Annotated in this window: 17 protein-coding genes; 11 read left to right on the plus strand and 6 right to left on the minus strand. The window is 73.7% G+C overall.

Annotation, left to right across the window (positions count from 1 at the left end; genetic code table 11):
• Window positions 1–40: 40 nt before the first annotated feature.
• Genes OG444_RS27730 through OG444_RS27740 form a run of 3 tightly spaced genes read right to left on the minus strand, consistent with a single transcriptional unit; the run spans window position 41 to window position 1,966 of the window.
• The gene (locus OG444_RS27730) at window positions 41–943 is read right to left on the minus strand and encodes an aminoglycoside phosphotransferase family protein (protein WP_327264718.1); all 903 of its coding nucleotides are present in this window, start codon (window positions 941–943) and stop codon (window positions 41–43) included.
• Between the two features lie 16 nt (window positions 944–959).
• A complete protein-coding gene (locus OG444_RS27735) occupies window positions 960–1,427 on the minus strand; it encodes a ferritin-like domain-containing protein (protein WP_327264719.1) in 468 nt (155 codons plus the stop codon).
• Window positions 1,424–1,966 carry a hypothetical protein gene (locus OG444_RS27740; protein ID WP_327264720.1) on the minus strand — a complete coding sequence of 181 codons (543 nt, stop codon included), beginning with the start codon at window positions 1,964–1,966 and terminating at the stop codon, window positions 1,424–1,426. Before OG444_RS27740 ends, OG444_RS27735 begins: the two co-directional genes overlap by 4 nt.
• A 178-nt stretch (window positions 1,967–2,144) precedes the next feature.
• On the opposite strand from OG444_RS27740, the gene rimP reads away from it, so the two are divergent.
• The 9 genes from rimP (at window position 2,145) to OG444_RS27785 (ending at window position 14,220) form a co-directional block, all read left to right on the plus strand.
• Entirely contained in the window at window positions 2,145–2,642 is a 498-nt protein-coding gene (gene rimP, locus OG444_RS27745; RefSeq protein WP_327264721.1) for a ribosome maturation factor RimP, read from the plus strand.
• A gap of 2 nt (window positions 2,643–2,644) precedes the next feature.
• Window positions 2,645–3,685, plus strand: coding sequence for a transcription termination factor NusA (gene nusA, locus OG444_RS27750; RefSeq protein WP_327264722.1), 1,041 nt, complete (start codon window positions 2,645–2,647; stop codon window positions 3,683–3,685).
• Window positions 3,686–3,831: 146 nt separating this feature from the next.
• Window positions 3,832–4,125 (plus strand): YlxR family protein, encoded by a 294-nt coding sequence (locus OG444_RS27755; RefSeq protein ID WP_327264723.1) that lies wholly within the window; start codon window positions 3,832–3,834, stop codon window positions 4,123–4,125.
• A 140-nt stretch (window positions 4,126–4,265) separates the two neighbouring features.
• Window positions 4,266–7,400, plus strand: coding sequence for a translation initiation factor IF-2 (infB, locus tag OG444_RS27760; protein ID WP_327264724.1), 3,135 nt, complete (start codon window positions 4,266–4,268; stop codon window positions 7,398–7,400).
• Between the two features lie 184 nt (window positions 7,401–7,584).
• The gene (locus tag OG444_RS27765) at window positions 7,585–7,878 is read left to right on the plus strand and encodes a DUF503 domain-containing protein (RefSeq protein ID WP_030651158.1); all 294 of its coding nucleotides are present in this window, start codon (window positions 7,585–7,587) and stop codon (window positions 7,876–7,878) included.
• Window positions 7,879–7,918: 40 nt separating this feature from the next.
• Window positions 7,919–8,368, plus strand: coding sequence for a 30S ribosome-binding factor RbfA (gene rbfA / locus OG444_RS27770; RefSeq protein WP_327264725.1), 450 nt, complete (start codon window positions 7,919–7,921; stop codon window positions 8,366–8,368).
• Window positions 8,365–9,303, plus strand: coding sequence for a tRNA pseudouridine(55) synthase TruB (truB, locus tag OG444_RS27775; protein WP_327264726.1), 939 nt, complete (start codon window positions 8,365–8,367; stop codon window positions 9,301–9,303). Before rbfA ends, truB begins: the two co-directional genes overlap by 4 nt.
• 243 nt (window positions 9,304–9,546) lie before the next feature.
• Window positions 9,547–13,137 (plus strand): serine protease, encoded by a 3,591-nt coding sequence (locus OG444_RS27780; protein ID WP_327264727.1) that lies wholly within the window; start codon window positions 9,547–9,549, stop codon window positions 13,135–13,137.
• Window positions 13,138–13,263: 126 nt separating this feature from the next.
• On the plus strand, window positions 13,264–14,220 hold the full coding sequence (locus OG444_RS27785; protein WP_327264728.1) for a bifunctional riboflavin kinase/FAD synthetase: 957 nt from the start codon (window positions 13,264–13,266) through the stop codon (window positions 14,218–14,220).
• Window positions 14,221–14,374: 154 nt separating this feature from the next.
• On the opposite strand, the gene OG444_RS27790 is transcribed toward OG444_RS27785, so the two are convergent.
• The 3 genes from OG444_RS27790 to eccE form a co-directional block, all read right to left on the minus strand.
• Window positions 14,375–16,645, minus strand: coding sequence for an SCO5717 family growth-regulating ATPase (locus OG444_RS27790; protein WP_327264729.1), 2,271 nt, complete (start codon window positions 16,643–16,645; stop codon window positions 14,375–14,377).
• Window positions 16,646–16,755: 110 nt separating this feature from the next.
• Window positions 16,756–17,454, minus strand: a complete 699-nt coding sequence (locus OG444_RS27795) for a hypothetical protein (RefSeq protein ID WP_327264730.1) — start codon at window positions 17,452–17,454, stop codon at window positions 16,756–16,758.
• Complete coding sequence (gene eccE / locus OG444_RS27800; protein ID WP_327264731.1) at window positions 17,451–18,725, minus strand: type VII secretion protein EccE; 1,275 nt, start codon at window positions 18,723–18,725, stop codon at window positions 17,451–17,453. The genes OG444_RS27795 and eccE overlap by 4 nt, the downstream gene beginning before the upstream one ends.
• Window positions 18,726–18,984: 259 nt before the next feature.
• Between eccE and eccB the strand changes: the two genes are divergently transcribed.
• Both eccB and mycP read left to right on the plus strand, forming a co-directional pair.
• Window positions 18,985–20,562 (plus strand): type VII secretion protein EccB, encoded by a 1,578-nt coding sequence (gene eccB, locus OG444_RS27805; RefSeq protein ID WP_327264732.1) that lies wholly within the window; start codon window positions 18,985–18,987, stop codon window positions 20,560–20,562.
• Between the two features lie 11 nt (window positions 20,563–20,573).
• Complete coding sequence (mycP, locus tag OG444_RS27810; protein ID WP_327264733.1) at window positions 20,574–21,866, plus strand: type VII secretion-associated serine protease mycosin; 1,293 nt, start codon at window positions 20,574–20,576, stop codon at window positions 21,864–21,866.
• Window positions 21,867–22,069: the final 203 nt, after the last annotated feature.

Raw genomic sequence — 22,069 nt, forward strand, 5'->3', positions numbered from 1 at the left:
GCCAGGGCCCGCGAGTCCGGTCTGGTCGACCGGACACCCCCTACAGCCAGGCCGCGAACTCCAGCAGCAGCTCCGCGTCCCGGCGCCGCCCGGCGGCCAGCGCACGGTTGCCCGACTCCACCGCCCGGAACAGCGTCCAGCCCCGCAGCCGCTCCCGGTCCACCTCCAGCGCGTCGGCCAGCTTGTTCACCCGGCGCCGGGCCCCCGCCGCCCCCGCCGAGGAGGCCACCTGGTCCTCCAGCCGGTCCCGGACCAGCCGCGCCAGGTCGTACGCCCGCTCGCCGACCAGCGGATCGGGGCCCACCGTCAGCCACGGAGCCCGCTCGCCCGCCAGCACCTTGCCCTGCCGGAAGTTCCCGTGCAGCAGCAGATCCTCATCGGACGCAGCCACCAGCTCCGCCCGCATCGCCAGCGCGGTGTCGGCCAGCGACCGGACCTCCGCCGGGGCCGCCCGCAGGGCCGCCGACTGCAGCCCGGTGCGCTCCGCCACCGTCTCCCACCCGTGCCCGGCCGGCGGCGCCACCCACAGCCTGCGCAGCGTGCCGCTGGCCTCCAGCAGGGCCTTCGCCTCGGGCAGCGACCGCAGCGACACCTCCGGGTGCAGCCGCTCCAGCAGCAGCGCCCCGTCGTCGTCGTGATGCCGGGTGTCGAGGACCCGTACGGCCCCGAAGCCGCCCCAGTGGGCCAGCGCGGCCAGCTCCCGGTCGGGCCGGGCGTGCGGGGGCGCCAGCTTCAGTGCGGCCGGGGTCCCGTCGGCGTACGCGACGAGGACCACCAGGCTGCTGCGGCCGCCCGGGGCCTGCACCCGCCGGGCCTGGACCCCGCGCCGGGACAGCGCGGCCTCGGTGAGTCGGGGCAGCTGCCCCAGCCAGTCCGTGTCCTGCGCCGTTTCCGGCATCTCGCCGAGCGCCCGTACAAGCCGCTGCGGCGGTTCGAAAGCCATGCGTGCGTGGTCCCTTTCAGCTGTGCTGGGCCCGTTGCGCCTCGTCAGCGCGTTCCGAGAGCCCAGGGAAGGCTACGCCGACACCGCGCCAGCGTGCCGCGCGCACTGCCGCCTCGCTCAGCGCGTCGGCCGCCTCGCGGCGCAGCGGGCCCTCCGCCGCGCGCACCAGATCGGAGTACGCGCCGGCCACCCGGTCCTCGATCCCGGCGGCCAGCCTCTCGGCATCGGCCGCGGTGCGCACCTCGAACGGAAGGGCGTACGCCGCCTCCGCCGGCCGGGGCGCGCCGCCCAGCTCCCGCACCGTCCGGGCCAGTGCGTCGCGGCGCGCGAGGTGGCCGCCGTACGCCTCCCGGGCCTGCGCGGCGCGGTCGCCGGCGGACCGCGCGCCGATCACCCCGTAGCCGTACGCGGCCGCGTGCTCGGCGGCGAGTGCGGCCTGGGCGGCCTCCAGGGGCCGGCCGGCAGGGGTGGGATCGGGCTTCACGACGTGGCTCCGGGGGTCGAGGTCAGCAGGTAGGCGTGTACGGCGCCGCAGGCGGCCACCGAGGCCAGCAGCCGGGCCAGCTCCCCGGGGGCCCCGGCCAGGTCGATCGTCCGGGACTCCGACAGGCTGCGCTCGGCGTCCGCGAGCGCGGTCAGGGCGTCCGCGGGCTTCGGCGGCACCGGCTCACCGCTCGCCGCGGGCGCCGCGGCCCCCGTACCGCCGGAGCCGGACGGGGAGGGGGACGGCGGGTCCGAAGGGGTGAGGGCCAGGGCCGTGGTGTGAGCGGCGACGGCGGCCCGCAGCGGAGCGAGCCGCGCGGCCAGGGCCGGATGGGCGGCCGCCGTGGCGTCGTAACGGTCCAGCAGTCGCGTACTGTCACGGACGGCCGCCTCCCGCATCCGCCGTTCGAGTGGAATCGTGACGTCGGCACGGGTCGGGTGGTCGTCGGAGCACCCGGTGAGCAGCGCGGCACCCGCCGCACCGGCCGCACCGGCGAGCAGGCTCCTGCGCGAGGGTCTCGAAGGCAGAGTCCAGGGCACGGCGACGTCCTCAGGGTGATGGCGGGGCTGAATGGCGGCTGATGGCGGGGCAGGGTGGGATCACGGTACCCGGGGCCCCGTCCACAGGACGGACGGCAACACCCTCCGACACCGGATACCCTTTGACCTGACACACGACGGAAATCACAACAGCACACGCGGCCGAGGAGTCACCCGGATGAGCACCACCCAGAGCGACAGGCTGCGCGTACTGCTGGAGCCGCTCGTCGCCGCCAAGGGCCTGGACCTCGAAGAGATCGAGATGTCCCGGGCGGGCAAGCGCCGGATGCTGCGGATCATCGTGGACTCCGACGAGGGCGTGGAGCTGGACGCGTGTGCCGAGCTGAGTCGCGAGGTCTCCGACAAGCTCGACGAAACCGATGTGATGGGTGAGGACGAGTACGTCCTCGAAGTGAGCTCGCCGGGCGCGGACCGCCCGCTGACCGAGCACCGTCACTACGTACGGGCGATCGGCCGCCTCGTGAAGTTCCAGCTGGCCGAGGGCGGGGAACTGATCGCCCGCATTCTCGAAGCCGACGACGAGGGCCTGGACCTCGAAGTCCCGGGCGTGAAGGGCCGCAAGGCGACCGCCCGCCGTATCGCGTTCACCGACATCGCCAAGGCGCGTGTCGAGATCGAGTTCAACCGCAAGGACAAGAAGGAAGAGGAGGCGTAGTCGTGGACATCGACATGAGTGCCCTGCGGGGTCTGGTCCGGGAGAAGGAGATCTCCTTCGACCTGCTCGTCGAGGCGATCGAGTCGGCCCTCCTCATCGCGTACCACCGGACCGATGGGAGCTTCCGCCGCGCTCGCGTCGTGCTGGACCGCACCAACGGTCACGTGGTCGTGTGGGCGACGGAAGACCCGAGGGACCTCGAAGAGGGCCAGGAGCCCAAGGAGTTCGACGACACCCCGTCGGACTTCGGCCGGATCGCGGCGACCACCGCCAAGCAGGTGATCCTGCAGCGTCTGCGCGACGCGGAGGACGACCTGACCTTCGGCGAGTTCGCCGGCCGTGAGGGCGACGTCATCACCGGTGTCGTCCAGCAGGGCAAGGACCCCAAGAACGTCCTCGTCGACATCGGCAAGCTCGAGGCCATCCTGCCGGTGCAGGAGCAGGTCCCCGGCGAGGAGTACACGCACGGTCTGCGCCTGAAGGCGTACGTCGTGCGGGTGGCGAAGGGCGTCCGCGGTCCGTCCGTGACCCTGTCGCGCACCCACCCCAACCTGGTGAAGAAGCTCTTCTCGCTGGAGGTCCCGGAGATCGCCGACGGCAGCGTCGAGATCTCGGCGATCGCCCGCGAGGCCGGTCACCGCACCAAGATCGCCGTCCGGTCCACCCGTTCGGGCCTCAACCCGAAGGGCGCCTGCATCGGCCCGATGGGCAGCCGCGTGCGCAACGTGATGGCCGAGCTGCACGGCGAGAAGATCGACATCGTCGACTGGTCGGACGACCCGGCGGAGATGGTCGCGAACGCGCTGTCACCCGCCCGGGTGAGCAAGGTCGAGGTCGTCGACTGGGACTCCCGCTCCGCCCGGGTGACCGTGCCGGACTACCAGCTGTCGCTGGCCATCGGCAAGGAGGGCCAGAACGCCCGCCTCGCCGCGCGGCTCACCGGCTGGCGCATCGACATCCGTCCCGACACCGAGACGGCCCCCGACGCGGACCGGGACCAGGACCGCGACCGGGACCGCGACCGGGACCGGGGCGGGGAATAAACCGGTACCGTCCGGGGCTACCCGGACGGTAGACAGGCTGCAGGACCGCTGCTCCGGCAGCGGATATCAAGACAACACGACTGCCGTTCGATCTTTCTCCCGCCACTTGTCGGGAGAGAGGTCGGTGCGGGGAGGTAGACTTAGGCGTGTCTGGCCGGACGCAAGCCCGCGCATGCCCCGAACGCACCTGTGTGGGGTGTCGGGAGCGAGCGGCCAAGGACGATCTGCTGCGCGTCGTGGCGGACGGGGACGCATGCGTCCCCGATCCACGCGGCACGAGGCCGGGTCGGGGTGCCTACGTGCACCCCGCCGTGGTCTGCCTCGACCAGGCGATTCGCCGCCGTGCGTTCCCCCGGGCCCTTCGGTCCGCCGGAGCGCTCGACACGGAGAACCTGCGCAAAGCCGTGGCCGGTGAGGCCGGGCACACCGTAAAGAAGTAGTACGGCACGGATAACCGTGCGGTCAGGTACCTCGCGAGTTGGAAGTAGGTCGAGATTGCGATGAGCACTCGATGAGTACGCGATGAGTACGCCCATGAAGTAGCGACGGTCCGGCGTAACCCGGACCTAAAAGGAGCGAAGTGGCTAAGGTCCGGGTATACGAACTCGCTAAGGAGTTCGGAGTTGAGAGCAAGGTCGTCATGGCCAAGCTCCAGGAACTCGGTGAGTTCGTCCGTTCGGCGTCCTCGACGATCGAGGCGCCGGTTGTACGCAAGTTGACCGACGCGCTGCAGGGCCCCGGCGGTAACGCCGGCAAGTCCGCCGCGAAGCCGGGTGCGCCCCGCAAGGCCGCCCCCGCCAAGCCCGGGGCTCCCACCCCGGGTGCCGCTGCACGTCCCGCTGCGCCGAAGCCCGGCGCACCGGCCCCCAAGCCGGTCGTCGCGGAGGCTCCGGCCGCCGCAGCGCCCGCACCGGTGACTCCGGCCGCCTCCGGCCCGCGTCCCGGCCCGAAGGCCCCGGCCGCCCCGAAGCCCGCTCCGGCGGCGCCCGTGGCGACCGAGTTCTCCGCGCCTCCGGCGGCCCCGGCCGCCCCGGCGCGCACCGAGCGTCCCGCCGCGGCTCCCGGCCCCCGTCCGGCGCAGCAGCGTCCGGCCCAGGGTCAGGGTGGCCAGGCCGGCGCCCGTCCCGGCGCCCCGCGTCCGGCCGGCGCCACCCCCGGCGCCCAGTCGCAGCGTCCCGCCGGAGCCCCCGGCTCCCAGGCGCCGCGTCCGCAGGGTGCCCGTCCGGCGGGTCCCCGTCCGGGCAACAACCCCTTCACCTCCGGCGGCTCCACCGGCATGGCGCGCCCGCAGGCGCCCCGTCCGGCCGGCGCGCCCCGTCCCGGTGCCCCCGGCGCCGGTGGCGGCCAGGGTGCTCCCCGCCCGCAGGGCGGCCCCGGCGGCGCTCCGCGTCCGCAGGGTCCCGGTGCAGGTCGTCCCACCCCGGGCGGCATGCCCCGTCCGCAGGGCGGCGCCCCGCGTCCCGGTGGTGCTCCCGGTGGTAACCGTCCGAACCCGGGCATGATGCCGCAGCGTCCCGCTGCCGGTGGTCCCGGTCCCCGTCCCGGTGGCGGCCCCGGTGGCCGTGGTCCCGGTGCGGGCGGCGCAGGTCGTCCCGGCGGTGCCGGTCGTCCCGCGGGCGGCGGCTTCGCCGGTCGTCCGGCCGGTCCGGGCTCGCGTCCCGGCGGCGGTGGCGGCTTCGGCGGCCCGCGTCCCGGTGGCGGCGGCTTCGGCGGCGGTCCGGCCGGTGCCGGTGGCGGCGGTCGTCCCGGCTTCGGTGGTCGTCCCGGTGGTCCCGGTGCCCGTGGTGGCACGCAGGGCGCCTTCGGCCGTCCCGGTGGTCCGGCCCGTCGTGGTCGCAAGTCCAAGCGTCAGAGGCGCCAGGAGTACGAGGCCATGCAGGCCCCGTCCGTCGGCGGCGTGATGCTGCCGCGCGGTGGCGGCGAGACCGTGCGCCTGTCGCGCGGTGCCTCCCTCACCGACTTCGCGGAGAAGATCAACGCCAACCCGGCGTCGCTCGTCGCCGTGATGATGAACCTCGGCGAGATGGTCACTGCCACGCAGTCCGTCTCCGACGAGACGCTCGAGATGCTGGCCGGCGAGATGAACTACGTCGTCCAGATCGTCAGCCCGGAGGAAGAGGACCGCGAGCTCCTCGAGGGCTTCGACATCGAGTTCGGCGAGGACGAGGGCGGCGAGGAATACCTCATGCCGCGTCCGCCGGTCGTGACCGTCATGGGTCACGTCGACCACGGTAAGACCCGACTGCTCGACGCCATCCGCAAGACGAACGTCGTTGCGGGCGAGGCCGGTGGCATCACGCAGCACATCGGTGCGTACCAGGTCTCCACCGAGGTCAACGAAGAAGAGCGCAAGATCACCTTCATCGACACCCCGGGTCACGAGGCGTTCACCGCCATGCGTGCCCGTGGTGCGAAGTCGACCGACATCGCGATCCTCGTGGTCGCGGCCAACGACGGCGTCATGCCGCAGACGATCGAGGCGCTCAACCACGCCAAGGCCGCCGGCGTCCCGATCGTCGTCGCGGTCAACAAGATCGACGTCGAGGGTGCCGACCCGGTCAAGGTGCGCGGTCAGCTCACCGAGTTCGGTCTGGTCGCCGAGGAGTACGGCGGCGACACGATGTTCGTCGACATCTCCGCCAAGCAGGGTCTGCACATCGACTCCCTGCTCGAGGCCGTCGTCCTCACCGCCGACGCCTCGCTCGACCTCCGCGCCAACCCGGAGCAGGACGCTCAGGGTATTGCGATCGAGTCCCACCTCGACCGCGGCCGCGGTGCCGTTGCCACCGTCCTCGTCCAGCGCGGTACCCTCCGCGTCGGCGACACGATGGTCGTGGGCGACGCCTACGGCCGCGTGCGCGCCATGCTCGACGACAAGGGCAACAACGTCGAGGAAGCGGGTCCGTCGACCCCCGTCCTGGTCCTGGGTCTCACCAACGTCCCCGGCGCCGGCGACAACTTCCTCGTCGTCGACGAGGACCGTACGGCCCGTCAGATCGCCGAGAAGCGTGCTGCGCGTGAGCGCAACGCCAACTTCGCCAAGCGCGTCCGTCGTGTGTCCCTCGAGGACCTCGACTCCGTGCTCAAGGCCGGTCTGGTCCAGGAACTCAACCTCATCATCAAGGGCGACGCGTCCGGTGCGGTCGAGGCTCTCGAGTCCTCGCTGCTCCAGCTCGACGTCGGTGAAGAGGTCGACATCCGGGTCCTGCACCGCGGTGTGGGTGCGGTCACCGAGTCCGACATCTCGCTGGCGATGGGCTCCGACGCCATCGTCATCGGTTACAACGTCCGTGCGGCCGGCCGTGCCGCGCAGATGGCGGACCGCGAGGGCGTCGACGTCCGCTACTACTCGGTGATCTACCAGGCCATCGAGGAGATCGAGGCGGCCCTGAAGGGTCTCCTCAAGCCGGAGTACGAAGAGGTCGAGCTCGGTACGGCGGAGGTCCGCGAGATCTTCCGCTCGTCCAAGCTGGGCAACATCGCCGGTGTCCTCATCCGGTCGGGCGAGGTCAAGCGCAACACCAAGGCGCGGCTCCTGCGCGACGGCAAGGTCGTCGCCGAGAACCTCACCATCTCCGGTCTGCGCCGCTTCAAGGACGACGTCACCGAGATCCGCGAGGGCTTCGAGGGTGGTATCAACCTCGGTTCCTTCAACGACATCAAGATCGACGACGTCATCGCGACGTACGAGATGCGCGAGAAGCCCCGCGCGTAAGCGCGAAGCACATCGCACGTGTCGTAGCTCGTAACACCGGGGCCGGTCGGCGGAATATCCGTCGATCGGCCCCGGCCGTTGCGTGTACGGTTCTGGTGACCCGGCCGCGCGAGCGCCGGGTGATCCTGCCGGGTGACGGCCCGGCAGGCCACCGAACCCGCACCGGCGGGATATCCGGAACTGCATGTACGTGGGGACTCTGTCCTTCGACCTGCTCCTCGGCGACGTCCACTCGCTGAAGGAGAAACGCTCCGTCGTCCGACCCATCGTCGCCGAGCTCCAGAGGAAGTTCTCCGTGAGCGCGGCCGAGGTGGGCGACCAGGACCTCCACCGCCGGGCGCGGATAGGAGTCGCCCTGGTCAGCGGGGACGCGGGGTTCCTCTCGGACGTACTGGACCGCTGCGAGCGGCTGGTCGCGGCACGTCCCGAGGTGGAGCTGCTGTCCGTACGACGGCGCCTCCACGGTGATGAAGACTGACTTATAGCTTGTCTGCAAGACAGAAGAAGGAGACGGACCAGTGGCCGACAATGCGCGGGCGAAGAAGCTGGCGGACCTCATCCGGGAGGTGGTGGCCGAGAAGCTCCTGCGCGGAGTCAAGGACCCCCGCCTCGGGACGCACGTGACCATCACGGACACCCGCGTCACCGGCGACCTGCGGGAGGCCACGGTCTTCTACACGGTCTACGGCGACGACGAGGACCGGGCCAGCGCGGCAGCGGGCCTGGAGAGCGCCAAGGGCGTGCTGCGCTCCGCGGTCGGCCGGGCGGCGGGCACCAAGTTCACGCCCACCCTGACCTTCGTCGCGGACGCCCTCCCGGAGAACGCCAAGACCATCGAGGACCTCCTCGACAAGGCGCGTTCCTCCGACGCCCAGGTGCGGGAGGTCTCCTCCGGTGCGAAGTACGCCGGCGACGCCGACCCGTACAAGAAGCCGGGCGAGGACGACGAGGACGCAGCCGGGGAATGAGCACCAACGCAGGACAGAAGACGCCTGGGGGCACCTCCCGGGCGGAGCCCGGGGGAGGCCTTGTCATCGTCGACAAGCCGTCCGGCTTCACTTCGCACGACGTGGTCGCCAAGATGCGCGGGATCGCCAAGACCCGTCGCGTCGGCCACGCCGGCACGCTCGACCCGATGGCGACGGGCGTGCTGGTCCTGGGCGTCGAGAAGGCCACCAAGCTCCTCGGCCACCTCGCGCTCACGGAGAAGGAGTACCTCGGCACGATCCGCCTGGGCCAGGACACCCTGACGGACGACGCCGAGGGCGAGATCACCTCGTCCACGGACGCCACCGGGGTCACCCGGGAGGCCGTGGACGCGGGCATCGCCAAGCTGTCCGGTGAGATCATGCAGGTCCCGTCCAAGGTCAGTGCCATCAAGATCAAGGGCGTGCGCTCCTACAAGCGCGCCCGCGACGGCGAGGACTTCGAGATCCCGGCCCGGCCGGTCACCATCTCGTCGTTCCAGGTGTACGACATGCGCGAGGCCGAGGCCGAGGACGGTACGAAGGTCGTCGACCTCGTCGTCTCCGTCGTCTGCTCCAGCGGTACGTACATCCGCGCACTCGCCCGTGACCTGGGCGCCGACCTCGGCGTCGGCGGGCACCTGACCGCGCTGCGACGCACGCGGGTGGGACCGTACAAGCTCGACAAGGCGCGCACCCTGGACCAGCTCCAGGAGGAGCTGACGGTCATGCCCATCGGCGAGGCGGCCGCCGCGGCCTTCCCGCGCTGGGACCTGGATGCCCGGCGGGCCTCGCTGCTCGCCAACGGCGTGCGGATCGACATGCCGCAGGAGTACGAGGCCGGCCGCACGGTCGCGGTCTTCGGCCCCGAGGGCCAATTGCTCGGGCTCGTCGAGAACAAGAACGGAAAGGCGAAGTCCCTCGCGGTCTTCGTCTGACGATCGGGTGTTGACGTGGAGCGGTGAGCGCACATGGACTGCCGCTCACCGCTCCACGACCCCCCTCGGATAGGTCTCTATCCACCCGGACCCCTGTATTCACCCGTCCGAGCAGGCGCTCGGAGTGACGGAGGGAGCGTAAGGGGGCGCTTTCGCCACGCGTGCTTTTCCTGCTGATCTTCACCTGCCTACCGTCGTGAGCACGGAGCGTTGCGGGGGAGCGGTGCGGGGAGTGGTGCGGCCATGGCGGAACTCGTCACCATCTGCGATGCCGCCGGGCGGGCGCGCGGCAGCGGATTCGTCGCCGACGACCGCGGGACGGTGGTCACCAGTCACGAGGCCGTCGACGGCCTGCCCCGGGTGGTGCTGCACGCGCCGGGACCCGCCGGGCGGAGCTGGCTGGCCGAGGCCGCCGACGTGACCGCGCTGCCCGGCCTCGGGCTGGCCCTCGTGCGCACGGACGGGCTCGGAGTGCGGCCGCTGCCGGTGGCGCAGCGCGAGGCGATCGATCCGGGGACCTACGTACGGCTGCCCGCGCGGGGATGGCGGCAGGCGCGGGTGCTGGGCGGCGCCGCGGTCACGTACCCGGCGGTGGACCGGCACCACCCGGTGCCGGCGGGCGTGGCCGTGGAGCTGGCGATCGGCACCGACGGGCGGGACGCGCTGCGGCTGGGCGGGGAGGCCTGCGGCGGCCCCGTCCTCGACGCGGGGACCGGAGCGGTGCTCGCGGTCCTGGGCACCGCTCTGCGTGCGGAACACCGCTCCGGTGGCTTCGCGGTGGCCCTGCGCGCCGCGGCGGAGGCCGACCCCGACGGCCCGCTGGCCGCCCTCCTGGAGCGCAACGCCGCGACCGTCCCCGGCCACGGCTGCGACCTGAACCTCGCCGGAGCGCTGGAACTGACCGCGACCACGCTCGGCGCCCCCCTCTCGTCGGACGGCCCAGAACCCGTGGAGCGCCCGGGCATCGCCGCCGAACTCACCGCCTTCACCACCGGGGACCGCCCGGTCCTCGGCCTGGTCGGGGACCCGGGCACGGGCCGCACCACGGAACTGGCAGCCCTGGCCGTGCGCCGTGCGCGGGGCGCCTGCCCGGCGCCGACCCTGTGGCTGCGCGGCGCGGACCTGCACGGCACCGACACTTCCCTGGCCGACGCAGCCACGCGGGCCCTGACGGAAGCGGCGCGGATCGTCGAAGCCGCCGGGGCCGCCGGGACGGCTTCGCGGGGTGCCGTCGGCCCGGCCGCCGGTTCCGACGGGGCCCGGAGCGTGGCAGGGCGGTCCCCGCAGGACGCCGAACGCCTCGCCGCCGCACCCTGCGACCCGCCGACACGTCCGGCGCCCGAGGAGACGCCCCGGAGCACGCCCGACCCCGGTGGAACCCCGCCCGACGCGCGGGGCGGTGGGCCGGAGCCGGGCGCCGGCGGTACCGGTCCCGCCGAGGAAGCCGCTGCCCCGGCGGGAGCCGCGGCGCACCTTGCGCACGTCGTCGCCCGCGCCGGCCGCCGCCTGCTCGTCGTGCTCGACGCCCCCGAGGAGATGCCGCCGGAGCTCGCGCACCGCCTCGGCCCCTGGACCACCGCCACCGCCGAGTGGCTGCACGGCACCGGGGCCCGGCTGGTCGTCGCCGCCCGGCCCGAATACTGGGAGCGGGCCGGCGCCCTCTACCCGCCCGGAGCACTGCACACCCCGGCCCGCCCCGCCCGGCGCCTGCCGCCCGCGCTCCCGCTGGCGGACCTCACCGCCGCCGAGGCCGAGACCGCCCGGGCCCGTCTCGGCATCCCCGCCGACGCCGTCCGGGAGGCCGACTCCCGGCACCCGCTCACCCTGCGCCTGCTCGCCGGGATCCGTGCCGCCGAGGTCACCACGGGCCGCCCCGGCCGCGACGAGGTCTTCGCCGCGCACCTGGACCTGCTGTGCCTGCGCGCGGCCGTCCGCATCGCCGCGGCCTGCGCCGACGCCGGGGGCGCCCGGGTGCACGGCCCCGGGGTCAGGCGGCTCGCGGCGCGCGTGGCCGGCCGGGTGCACGAGGCCGCGCGGCGCGCCCTGGGACCGGGGCAGGGGCAGCTGGACCGGGCCTCCTTCGAGGAGCTGTTCCCGTGGCGCACCGGCTGGGCCTCCGCCGTGCTCACCGAGGGACTGCTGGTGCCCGCCGGGCCCGGCTACCGGTTCGCCCACGAGGAGCTGTCCGACTGGATCCAGGCCGGCCACCTGGACGTCCCGACAGCCCTCGGCCTCCTCGTCCACGGCCCCGCGGAACCGGGTCTGCCCGTGCCGCGGCACCGGATCGGACCGGTCCTCCAGGCCCTGCGCCGACTGGCCCCCGACCAGCTGCGCAAGGAGCTCACCGGGCTGGTCCACCGCCTCAACCGCCTCGCCGAGGAACCCGGGGCGGCCGGCCCGGACAACGCCTGGTGGGCCGCCCGGCTGCTGCGCGAGACCCTGCTGCGGGCCCCCGACGCCCGGCCCCACCTCCCCGTCCTGCACGCCCTCGCCGAGCACGTGACCCGCGCCGGCCCGGGGGAGTTCGGCGGCTGGTTCTGGAACCGGCTCCGGCTTCCCGAGCCCGACCGCCTCGACCTGCTGCGCCGTCTGCTGCCCGCCGACCCCGCCGAGGCGGTGCCCGGCGACCGCTACCTCGACGCGGCGGCCCGCCGCCTCGCCCGGGACCCGCAGCGCGCGCAGCCGCTGCTCTGCGCCTGGTTCACCGACGGCCGCCGGCTGCGCGGCCGTCCCGGAGCCACCGTCGCCACCGCCGCCCAGGCCCTGCTGCACACCCACCGCGGCCTCGCCGTGGACGACCTCACCGAGGCGCTCGTCACCGCCGCGCACCCGCGTGCCGACGAGCTGCTCGCCGTACTCGCCGAGGAGGAGCCCTCCGCGCTCTGCCGGGCCGTCGGCCGCTGGGCGCACGACGAACGGCCCGGGCGGCGGGTCGCGGCCGCCGCCTACGGACTCGCCACCGCCCCGCACGTGCGCACCCCCGCCGACCGCGAGCTGCTGCGCCACGGCGCGCAGGCGCTGCTCGCCCGCCCCGCCGATGCCACCCTGCACGGCAGCGCGCTGGCGATCCTGCTCCGCGACCCGCAGGTGCGCGGCCGCTACCTGCCCGACGCCCTCGCCTGCTTCCGCGATCCCGGGGCCGGCTCCCGGCTGCCCGCGGAGGCGCTGGTCGCGGCCCTGCCCGTGCTGCCCGACCCGGACGAGGTGTTCGCCGCCCTGCGGGCCCGGGCCGACGGGGAGGTGGTGCGGGCCCTGGCCGCGCTGACCACACCCGGACTGGCCCGCCGCGCGGCCGACCTCGTACGGGAGCACCTCGCGCGGCGCCCCGGGGACGCACCGCACGCCGCCTTCTTCGTGGACCGGCGGCTCGACCAGGGCCCGGCCGCCGCCTCGGTGGTGCGGCCGCTGGTTCTGGACCTGCTCCTGGGCGCCCCGGCCGTGGTGCGCGCCGAACTGGCCGTCGTCCTGGCCGCGCCGGGCGGGGAAGGCTCCCACCCGCTGCGCGGGGAGCTGGCCGACACCCTGCTGCGCGAGGAGGCCGATCCCCAGGTGCTCGACGTGTTCCTCGGGGCCGTCGCGGCCGGGACCTCCGGGCGCCCGGAGGACCGTACGAGGGAGCTGCTGCGGCGCACCGGGAGGCAGTTGCTGCGGGCCCCGGGCGGGCCGGCGGTCTTCGAGCGGCGGACGGTGGAGCTGGCCCGGGCGGAACCGGCCTTCGGGGCGCTGGTGGCCGGCTGGCTGGCGACCTCGGGCGCGGAGTCCGCGGCCCTGCTGGGGCCGAGCGCCCGGCGGACGGTGGAGACCCTCAGCAGGGCGGCCGCGGATGTGACGTGACGCCAGACACGGTGGCCGATCCAGTCAGATGCCGATGCGGGGCACCGGCCACGGGCATGGCAGTCTTAGACCTGCAATCGGCAATCAGTTCAAGGACTAAACGGGTTCGGGCGAGGAGCGGTCACAGTGCAGCGCTGGCGTGGCTTGGAGGACATCCCCCAGGACTGGGGACGCAGCGTCGTCACCATCGGCTCCTACGACGGCGTGCACCGGGGACATCAGCTGATCATCGGACGGGCGGTGGCCACGGCGCGCGAGCTCGGCGTCCCCTCCGTGGTGGTCACCTTCGACCCCCACCCGAGCGAGGTGGTCCGCCCCGGCAGCCACCCGCCGATCCTGGCCCCCTACGACCGGCGCGCCGACCTGATGGCCGGGCTGGGCGTGGACGCGCTGCTGATCCTGCCGTTCACGGCGGAGTTCTCCCAGCTGTCCCCGGCCGACTTCATCGTGAAGGTCCTCGTCGACAAGCTGCACGCGAAGGCCGTCATCGAGGGCCCGAACTTCCGCTTCGGCCACCGAGCCGCCGGGAACGTCGACTTCCTGCGCGAGCTGGGCTCCACCTACGACTACGAGGTCGACGTCGTGGACCTGGTCGAGCGGGGCGAGGCGGGTGGCGGCGTGCCGTTCTCCTCGACGCTGGCGCGCCGGCTGGTCGCCGAGGGCGACATGGACGGCGCCGCGGAGATCCTGGGGCGTCCGCACCGGGTCGAGGGCGTGGTGGTGCGCGGTGCGCAGCGCGGGCGCGAACTCGGCTACCCGACCGCGAACGTGGAGACGCAGCCGCACACCGCGATCCCGGCCGACGGGGTCTATGCGGGCTGGCTGACGGCAGACGGCGAGCGGATGCCCGCGGCCATCTCGGTGGGGACGAACGTGCAGTTCGACGCGACCGAGCGGACCGTGGAGGCGTACGCGATCGACCGCGTGGGGCTGGACCTGTACGGGATGCACGTGGCCGTCGACTTCCTCGCGTACGTGCGGGGCATGGCGAAGTTCGAATCGCTGGACGGGCTGCTGGAAGCGATCGCCGACGATGTGAAGCGGGCGCGGGTGCTGACGGACGCGTACGACGCGAAGCGCTAGGTCGTCTCTTTCGGATCTTGCCGGGCAGCGCGGGCCCGGGGGCACCTCCCGGCGGTAGCTGGGGGAGCAAGTCCCGTAAGAGCCGGCCTGGAGGGACGAACAGGAAGGGCCCGTACCACCCCGGGGTGGTACGGGCCCTTCCTCGTTGCCGGCGTCAGCCCAGGCGCGGGTCGCGCGGGGGCTGCTGGGGCTGGGGCGGCTGCTGCTGCGGGGCCTGGGGCTGCTGCCAGGGCTGGCCGGGCTGCGGGTACGGCTGCCCGTAGGGCTGCGGCGGCTGCTGGTACGGGGGCTGGCCCTGGGGCTGTCCGTACGGCGGCTGCTGGGGCGGCTGCTGCTGGGGCTGCTGCTGGTAGGGCGGCTGGGGACCCTGGGGCTGCTGGGGCGCGCCCCAGTGACCCTGCGGGGCCTGCTGCTGGGCCCGGAGGAAGTCCTCGGCCACGAGGGCGGAGAGGTTGAAGTACGCCTCGCGCGTCTTGGGACGCATCATGTCGAGGTCGACCTCGGCGCCGGCCGCGAGGTGCTCGTCGAAGGGCACCACGACGACACCGCGGCAGCGGGTCTCGAAGTGCTGCACGATGTCCTCGATCTTGATCATCTTGGCGGTCTCGCGAACCCCCGAGATGACGGTGAGCGAGCGCGAGACGAGGTCCGCGTACCCGTGGGCGGAGAGCCAGTCGAGGGTGGTGCTGGCGCTGCTGGCGCCGTCCACGGACGGGGTCGAGATGATGATCAGCTGATCGGCCAGGTCCAGGACGCCGCGCATGGCGGAGTAGAGGAGACCGGTGCCGGAGTCGGTGAGGATGATCGGGTACTGGCGGCCCAGCGTCTCGATGACGCGGCGGTAGTCCTCGTCGTTGAAGGTCGTCGAGACGGCCGGGTCCACGTCGTTGGCGATGATCTCCAGACCGGAGGGCGCCTGGGAGGTGAACCGGCGGATGTCCATGTACGAGTGCAGGTACGGGATCGCCTGGACCAGGTCCCGGATGGTGGCACCGGTCTCGCGGCGGACACGGCGGCCGAGGGTACCGGCGTCGGGGTTCGCGTCGATGGCCAGGATCTTGTCCTGACGCTCGGTGGCGAGGGTGGCGCCGAGGGCGGTGGTGGTCGTGGTCTTGCCGACGCCGCCCTTGAGGCTGATGACGGCGATGCGGTAGCAGGACATGACCGGGGTGCGGATCAGCTCCAGCTTGCGCTGGCGCTCCGCTTCGGCCGCCTTGCCGCCGAAGCGGAACAGGCCGCCGCCGCCGTTGTTGTTGTTCTTCGGCTTCTGCTTGTTGCGCAGCAGGCGGTCGGACGACAGCTCGACGGCCGCCGTGTAGCCGAGGGGTGCCCCGCCGCCGGTCTGGCCGGCCGAGTAGCGCGGGTCGTGCGGCTGGGGCGCCTGCGGCTGGTGCTGAGGCTGGTGTTGCTGCTGCGGGGGCTGCTGCCCGGGCCCGGCGGACCACTGCCCGGCGGCGCGGGGGTCGTACTGCTGCGGCTGGGGCGCCTGCGGCTGCTGCGGCATGGACTGCTGAGCCTGCGGCTGCTGCGGCTGCTGCGGCGGCGCGGGAGCCGGCGGCGGGAAGGAGTAGTCGTCCGGAGTCCCGAACGCGGGCTGCGGCGCGGGCAGTTCACCGGCAGGTCCCCCGAACGGGGGCTCCGGGAACGCCGGCGGCGCGTCCGCCGGGCCGACCGGCGTTGCCGGGGCCTGCTCGGCGGGCGGCAGCGCGGGGACTCCCTCGGCAGGAGTGTCCTGCGGTCCGGCCCGGAGCGCGGGCGCAGCCTCCGCTGCGGGCGCCGACGGCAGGGCCGGGTACGGCGTGACCTCGTCGACGGGCGGCAGGGCCGGGAACGACGTTGCGGGCGGGGCGTCGGCCGGGGCCGGCTCCGGGGCGGTGGCTTCCTCGACCGGGGCCGCGGGCGCGGGCACGTCGGCGACCGGGACGGACACCGGGACCGAGAACGGCGCGGGCGGCGCGTCCTCGACCGGAGCCGGAGCCGAGATCAGCGCCGGTACCTCGATCAGCGCCGGTACCTCGATCGGTGCCGGTGCCGGTGCCGGTGCCGGTGCCTCGGACTCGACCGGGGCAGGGGCCGGGTACGGCAGCGCGGGGGCCTGGTAGGCCGCCGGGGCCGCTTCGGCAGGAGCCTCGGGAGCGGGCGACAACGGAGCCGGCAGGCCCGCACCGTCGGACGGCGTCCGCGGAGCGGGCGGAGCGATCCGCATCGTCGAGGGCGATTCCAGCTCCGAAGGCCGGTGCGGCTCGAAGCCGCTGCCCTCGGGAAGTCCCGGCACCTGCGCAGCCGGGGTCCCGCCCTGCATGTACCACGCGGGCGGGGTGTAGTCGATGGTGAACTCGCCCGTCATCTCGGGCTCCGCGTCGGACTGATCGTCCGTCGGGACGTCCCACGTCCCGCCGCGCCTCTCGTTCCGATCGCCGCTCACTGGTCCTCCTGATCTGTCGAACACTGGTCCGGCGCCCACCTCGCCGCGCCCGGACACCAGCCTAATCGCGCCTCTGCAACACTGTCCGCCCCCCTCAGGGGGCCACCGGGTCAGTCGATGCGCCGGGGCCCGCCCAGCAGGCCCGTCTCGGCGTCCGTCCCCTGGGTCATCACGAACTGCCGGTCCCGCGGCGTGCACCACAGGGTCACCCCGTCGCCCAGCGTCGGCAGTGAATCCACCGCCTGCCGGGGGAGCCGCATCAGGCGGCCGATCTGCTGCGCCTCGTCCGGGGACACGCGCTGCACTCCCACCAGCGACGCCTGCTGCAACAACCGCGGCGCCGTCGGGCTCAGGTACGGCAGCAGGGTCAGCACCGACTGCCACGGCCCGGCCACCACGCGCCCGCGCGGCGGCCGCATCCCGCAGTCGCGGATCACCAGCACCGGGCTGCCCGCCGAAGCGCCCTGCGGCGGGATCCGGCCCACCTCGTGCAGGGTCACGCACTGCTGCCCGCCGCCCGCGGCCTGGGCCAGCCCGGACCACACCTGCCCGCGCCCGGTCTCCACCGCCACGCGCGCACCCGTGGCCGCCGTGCGCAGCGCCAGTACCTGGGCCGTCCACAGGCCGCCGATCAGCGTCACCTCGTACGGTGTCGGCCGGTTGATGCCGAGCACCGCCGACCGTCCCTCGGCGTCCACGCCTATGACGACGCCGTCGTCCCCGACGGGCAGCGCCAGCAGGTCCAGGTCCGCGGCGGGAACCACGTGCCGCTCCCGGCGCGGGCCGACCAGCCCGAAACCGCCCCTCATCGCGCCCCTCCCAGCGGCAGCGAAGCCAGCAGTCCCGGCACCTGTTCACGGTCGAGCCGGACCAGCCCGGTCTTCACACCCCGTGCCGTCCTCTCCAACTCACGCCGTGCCGACACGAGTTCCTCGTCGCTGCGCCCCGTCACCCGTACGTGTCCGGTCAGCGTGACACCCTGACGCTCCGCCGGGGCCATCGTCAGACTGAAGTTCGTCGCGAGCGCGGGCAGCGAGGTCAGCAGCGCCACGAACTGCGGCAGCGCCGCCGCCCCGGCGCCGCCCAGCTGGGGCCAACGGCCTATCCAGTACGTCGTGTGGCGCCGGTCGTCGCAGCGCCAGGTCCGCGGGGTCTCCTCGGTCCGGCGCCCGGTGCTGGTCGAGCGCCCGGCCTGGGTGATCGCCATCGGGTTGGCGCACGAGGACGTGGCGAGCGCGGCCGTGAGCTCCTGCTCGGTCAGCACGGTGGCCGTGAAGCCGGCCCCGGCCAGCCGGCTCGCCAGCTGGTCGGCCGCACGCACCAGGCACCGCTGCGCACCGGCCAGCCCGCCACCGCGTGCGGTGACCGCCTCCGGGCACAGTTCCGGGTCGAGCTTGAGCGCGATCCACGTCAGTCGGACCGCCGGGGTGCCCGTGCGGGCCTGCAGCGGCGCGTAGTTGCGCGTCGCCATCGACCGGGCGGGAAGGTGCGGGGCGGGCGCCGGCTGGGTGTGCTGCACGAGCTGCGCGGACTCCAGCCGGATGCCGTCCACCTCGAGGATGTCCCGTACGACGGCCAACGGCAGCGGGCGCGCGGCCCGGTCGGGCCGCAGCGCGGTGGCGTCCGTGTCCACCTGGACGACCGTGGTCAGGAAGGTCCCGTCACCGATCATCCCGACCGGACGCCGGTCACGGTCGCTGAAGGTGAGGGTGCGCAGCGCCGGATCGGCCTCGACCAGCGGGGCGAGCCCCGGCTCGGTACCGGCGGGAACGGCGAAGGAAGCGGCCCGGCGCCGGCGGGCACGCAGCGCGAGCGCGCCGGCGATCCACTCCGGCAGGGAGCGCTGGTGGCGGCGTACGACGGCGAGCACCACGAGGACGAGCGCGAGGACACCGGCGGGAACCAGCAGCAGCGGTTCGACCACCCAGGCCACCAGCAGTGCGGCCGCGGCGACTTGGAGCAGCACGAGCTGTTGCAGTCGGAACGGACCGAAACGCCCGGGGCTCGACTTCGGATGCGGCGTCACCCCGCCGCGCGCCGGTGCGGGCACACCGGTGTGCTGTTCCGCCGCGGTGGCCATCACTCGCGCACTTCCCCTTCCCGGGGCCCGACCCCATGCGTCCCGGTGCTGCGCGACACCTGCCGCACGCCCGCCGGAACCTCCCCAATACACCTCAACAAGCCCTGATTGACCCGGTGGGGAAGGGGCTGAGCGGCAGCCTCACCCTACCCGGCCCCTGCATACCGTCCGTCAAGAGGCATAGTAGGTGCCCGGTCCGACAATCGAGGCCCGGGGACCGTACTCACCGGCCGGGCCGTGCGGGGAGAAGCAGGCGGTCATGGCATCACGACGTGATGAGCTCAACGCGTACACCTTTGCGAAGCGGCGCACGGTGGCCGCGTTCCTCCAGCCGTCCGCCACCGGTACCGAGGAGGGCGCTCCGCGCCCGCTGCGCGCCGTCCTTCCCGGGCTGATCGCGGGGGCCCTGGTGCTCGCCGGATTCGGCGCCTGGGGCATGTTCAAGCCGACCGCGCCCAAGGGCTGGGCGGAACCGGGGACCCGGGTCATCGTCGGCAAGGACTCGACGACCCGCTACGTGGTCCTGACGACGAAGGTGGGCGGCAAGGACCAGACCCGGCTGCACCCCGTGCTGAACCTCGCCTCCGCCCGACTCCTGCTGGATCCCAAGAAGTTCAAGGTGATCCAGGTCGAGGACAAGGTCCTCGACGCGGGCAGGCCGCCGCGCGGCCCCATCATCGGCATCCCGTACGCCCCCGACCGGCTCCCCTCCAAGGACGACGCGGGCAGGGCCAAGCGCTGGGCCGTCTGCCAGCAGCCGGGCGGCAACGGCCGCGGCGTGCAGACCGCCACCTTCGTCCTCGCCGACCGCGAGGCGGCCAGGACGGACGACGCCCGCAGGCTCACCGACACCCAGGCGCTGTACGTGCAGAGCACCGGCACGGGCCAGGAGCGCTACCTGGTCGACGCGGCCGGGACGAAGTACAGGTTCCCGGAGGGCACCCCGGAGGCCGGGACGATGACCAATGCGATGGTCGGCACCGGCGCCACGCCCCAGCCGGTCTCCCCGGAATGGCTGGGGACCCTCAACTCCGGCGACGACCTGTCCTTCCCGCCGCTCCCCGGCAAGGTCGGCGCCGACGCCGGGGTGGGCGGGCTGACCACCGCCGACAACAAGGTCGGGATGGTGCTCACGGCGCAGACCGGCTCCGGCGCACAGCACTACGTGGTGCTGCCCGGGAAGGTGGCGCCGGTCTCCGACTTCGTCGCCTGGCTGCTGATCTCGGCGCCCGCGACGGACGGCCTCAACATGCACGGCAAGGCCCGCGAGATCGACCTCCAGTCGCTCAACCCCGACGCCTCCCCGTTCGCGAGCGCGGTGAAGTGGCCGCAGAAGAGAACCGAACGGATCAACCGGACGACCCCGCCCGCCGGCACACGCACTGACGGGGCCGACGACCGCGACACCGTGTGCAGCGTCCTTCGCTCGGTCGACGGCCAGGGCAACCAGACCCTGAGCACCTGGGCGGGTACCGGCTTCCCCGTCGACATCACCGCCAGCGGCACGAGCGCGTACGTCACCCCGGGATCGGGCCTGCTCTACACCCAGGTCCAGGGCAAGCAGACCACGGCCGGCGGCTCCCTCTTCCTGGTCACCGACACCGGCCTGCGGTACGCCGTCCAGGCCAACGGCGACAGCGACGCCGAGCAGTCGAAGATCGGCGCCCCCGACCAGTCGAAGGCCGGTGCGGACGCGCGGCCCGAGGCCAGCCAGGCGCAGGTCCGGCTCGGCTACGGCGGCGTCAACCCGGCCATGGTGCCGATCGCGTGGTCGGAGTTCCTCTCCAAGGGGCCGCGCCTGGACACCAACTCCGCCCGTCAGCCGCAGGGTTCGTGAGGACGCCGCCGATGATCCGGACCCACGCGCCCGGGCGGACGCCCCTGGCCGCAGCTCTCGCCGCCGGCCTCGCCCTGGCGTTCGGCGGCGCGGGAGCGGCCGCCGCGGCCGAAGCAGGCGCGCCGCGGAGCCCGTACGCGCAGACCCCGTACCGGCACGCCCCGGACGAGCTGAGCCTCGACGGCGCGGGGGAGTGCACCTTCCCGATGAAGAAGCAGATCGCGGACCGCCCCTGGGCCCTCCAGCGGCTGCTCCTCGACGAGCTCTGGGCGCAGACCAGGGGCAAGGACAAGAACGGCAGGAGCATCCGCGTCGCCGTCATCGACACCGGCGTGGACCGGGCGAACCCGCAGCTCAGCGCGGCCATCGACACGGGAGCCGGCAAGGACTTCGTCGACCCCAAGGGCGGCGACGGCACGATCGACACCGTCGGCCACGGCACCAAGGTCGCCGGGCTGATCGCGGCGCGCCCCCAGGAGGGCACCGGCTTCGTCGGCCTGGCCCCCGACGCCACGATCATCCCGATCCGGCAGAACGACGGGCAGGGCAAGGGCAACGCCCTGTCCCTGAGCCAGGCCATCGACCACGCGGTGGCCAAGGGCGCCCAGGTGATCAACATTTCCCAGGACACCGACGCACAGCTGACCGCCGACTCCGAGCTCGGCAAGTCCGTCCAGAAGGCCCTCGCCGCCAACATCGTGGTGGTGGCCTCGGCGGGCAACGACGGCACGAGCGGCGAGAAGCGCAAGACCTACCCGGCGGCCTTCCCCGGAGTGCTCGCCGTGGGCGCCTCGGACCGCAACAACGAGCGGGCCGTGTTCTCCCAGCCCGGCGACTTCATCGGGGTCGCGGCGCCCGGCGTCGACATGGTCTCCACCGTCCCGGGCTTCGGCCAGTGCATCGACAACGGCACCAGCTTCTCCGCGCCGTACGTCGCCGGCGTCGCCGCCCTGCTGCGCGCCGAGCACGGTGACTGGTCCGCGCAGCAGATCGTCTGGCAGATCCAGAACACGGCCGAACGTGCCGTCAACGGGCGTGACGACTACGTCGGTTGGGGTGTCGTCGACCCGGTGCGGGCACTCACCCACGACCAGCAGGCCCCCAGGGCCCCGGTCCCCGACCCCGGCCCGCCCCCGGCGGCCGCACCCGAGGCGGCGGCCCTGCACCTCACCGAGACCGCCCAGGAGCGCGAGGAGAGGTTCGGCACGTACGCTCTCGGCATCGGCGCGGTCCTGATCGCCGTCATCGCGGGTACGGCGACGGTCGTTCGGGACTCCCGCAACCGTCGGGGCCGTTTGCAGTGAACGGTCACAGTTCATCAACGGAAGCGTCCCGCCAGTGTTGGGGCCCTGCAGTGAACTGGCTAGAGTGACACCAGGCTTCACGAGTGTGATCGGGGGATCGCGTGAAGCGGAGGGGGGCGACCCGGGTCGCGCGGCTCACGACCGCGCCGGCACGTCCATCCGCTCCGCCACGCAATCCGCCGGTTCTGCCGGCGATTTGAGAA

This window comes from Streptomyces sp. NBC_01232 (assembly GCF_035989885.1).
In the GTDB taxonomy this organism is placed as follows: domain Bacteria; phylum Actinomycetota; class Actinomycetes; order Streptomycetales; family Streptomycetaceae; genus Streptomyces.

What these genes read in the sequence shown, in the direction of transcription:
- OG444_RS27730 (WP_327264718.1), bottom strand. Translation starts at nt 943, where the DNA reads ATGGCTTTCGAACCGCCGCAGCGGCTTGTACGGGCGCTCGGCGAGATG.
- rimP (WP_327264721.1), top strand. Translation starts at nt 2,145, where the DNA reads ATGAGCACCACCCAGAGCGACAGGCTGCGCGTACTGCTGGAGCCGCTC.
- OG444_RS27765 (WP_030651158.1), top strand. Translation starts at nt 7,585, where the DNA reads ATGTACGTGGGGACTCTGTCCTTCGACCTGCTCCTCGGCGACGTCCAC.
- truB (WP_327264726.1), top strand. Translation starts at nt 8,365, where the DNA reads ATGAGCACCAACGCAGGACAGAAGACGCCTGGGGGCACCTCCCGGGCG.
- OG444_RS27780 (WP_327264727.1), top strand. Translation starts at nt 9,547, where the DNA reads ATGGCGGAACTCGTCACCATCTGCGATGCCGCCGGGCGGGCGCGCGGC.
- OG444_RS27795 (WP_327264730.1), bottom strand. Translation starts at nt 17,454, where the DNA reads ATGAGGGGCGGTTTCGGGCTGGTCGGCCCGCGCCGGGAGCGGCACGTG.
- eccE (WP_327264731.1), bottom strand. Translation starts at nt 18,725, where the DNA reads ATGGCCACCGCGGCGGAACAGCACACCGGTGTGCCCGCACCGGCGCGC.
- eccB (WP_327264732.1), top strand. Translation starts at nt 18,985, where the DNA reads ATGGCATCACGACGTGATGAGCTCAACGCGTACACCTTTGCGAAGCGG.
- mycP (WP_327264733.1), top strand. Translation starts at nt 20,574, where the DNA reads ATGATCCGGACCCACGCGCCCGGGCGGACGCCCCTGGCCGCAGCTCTC.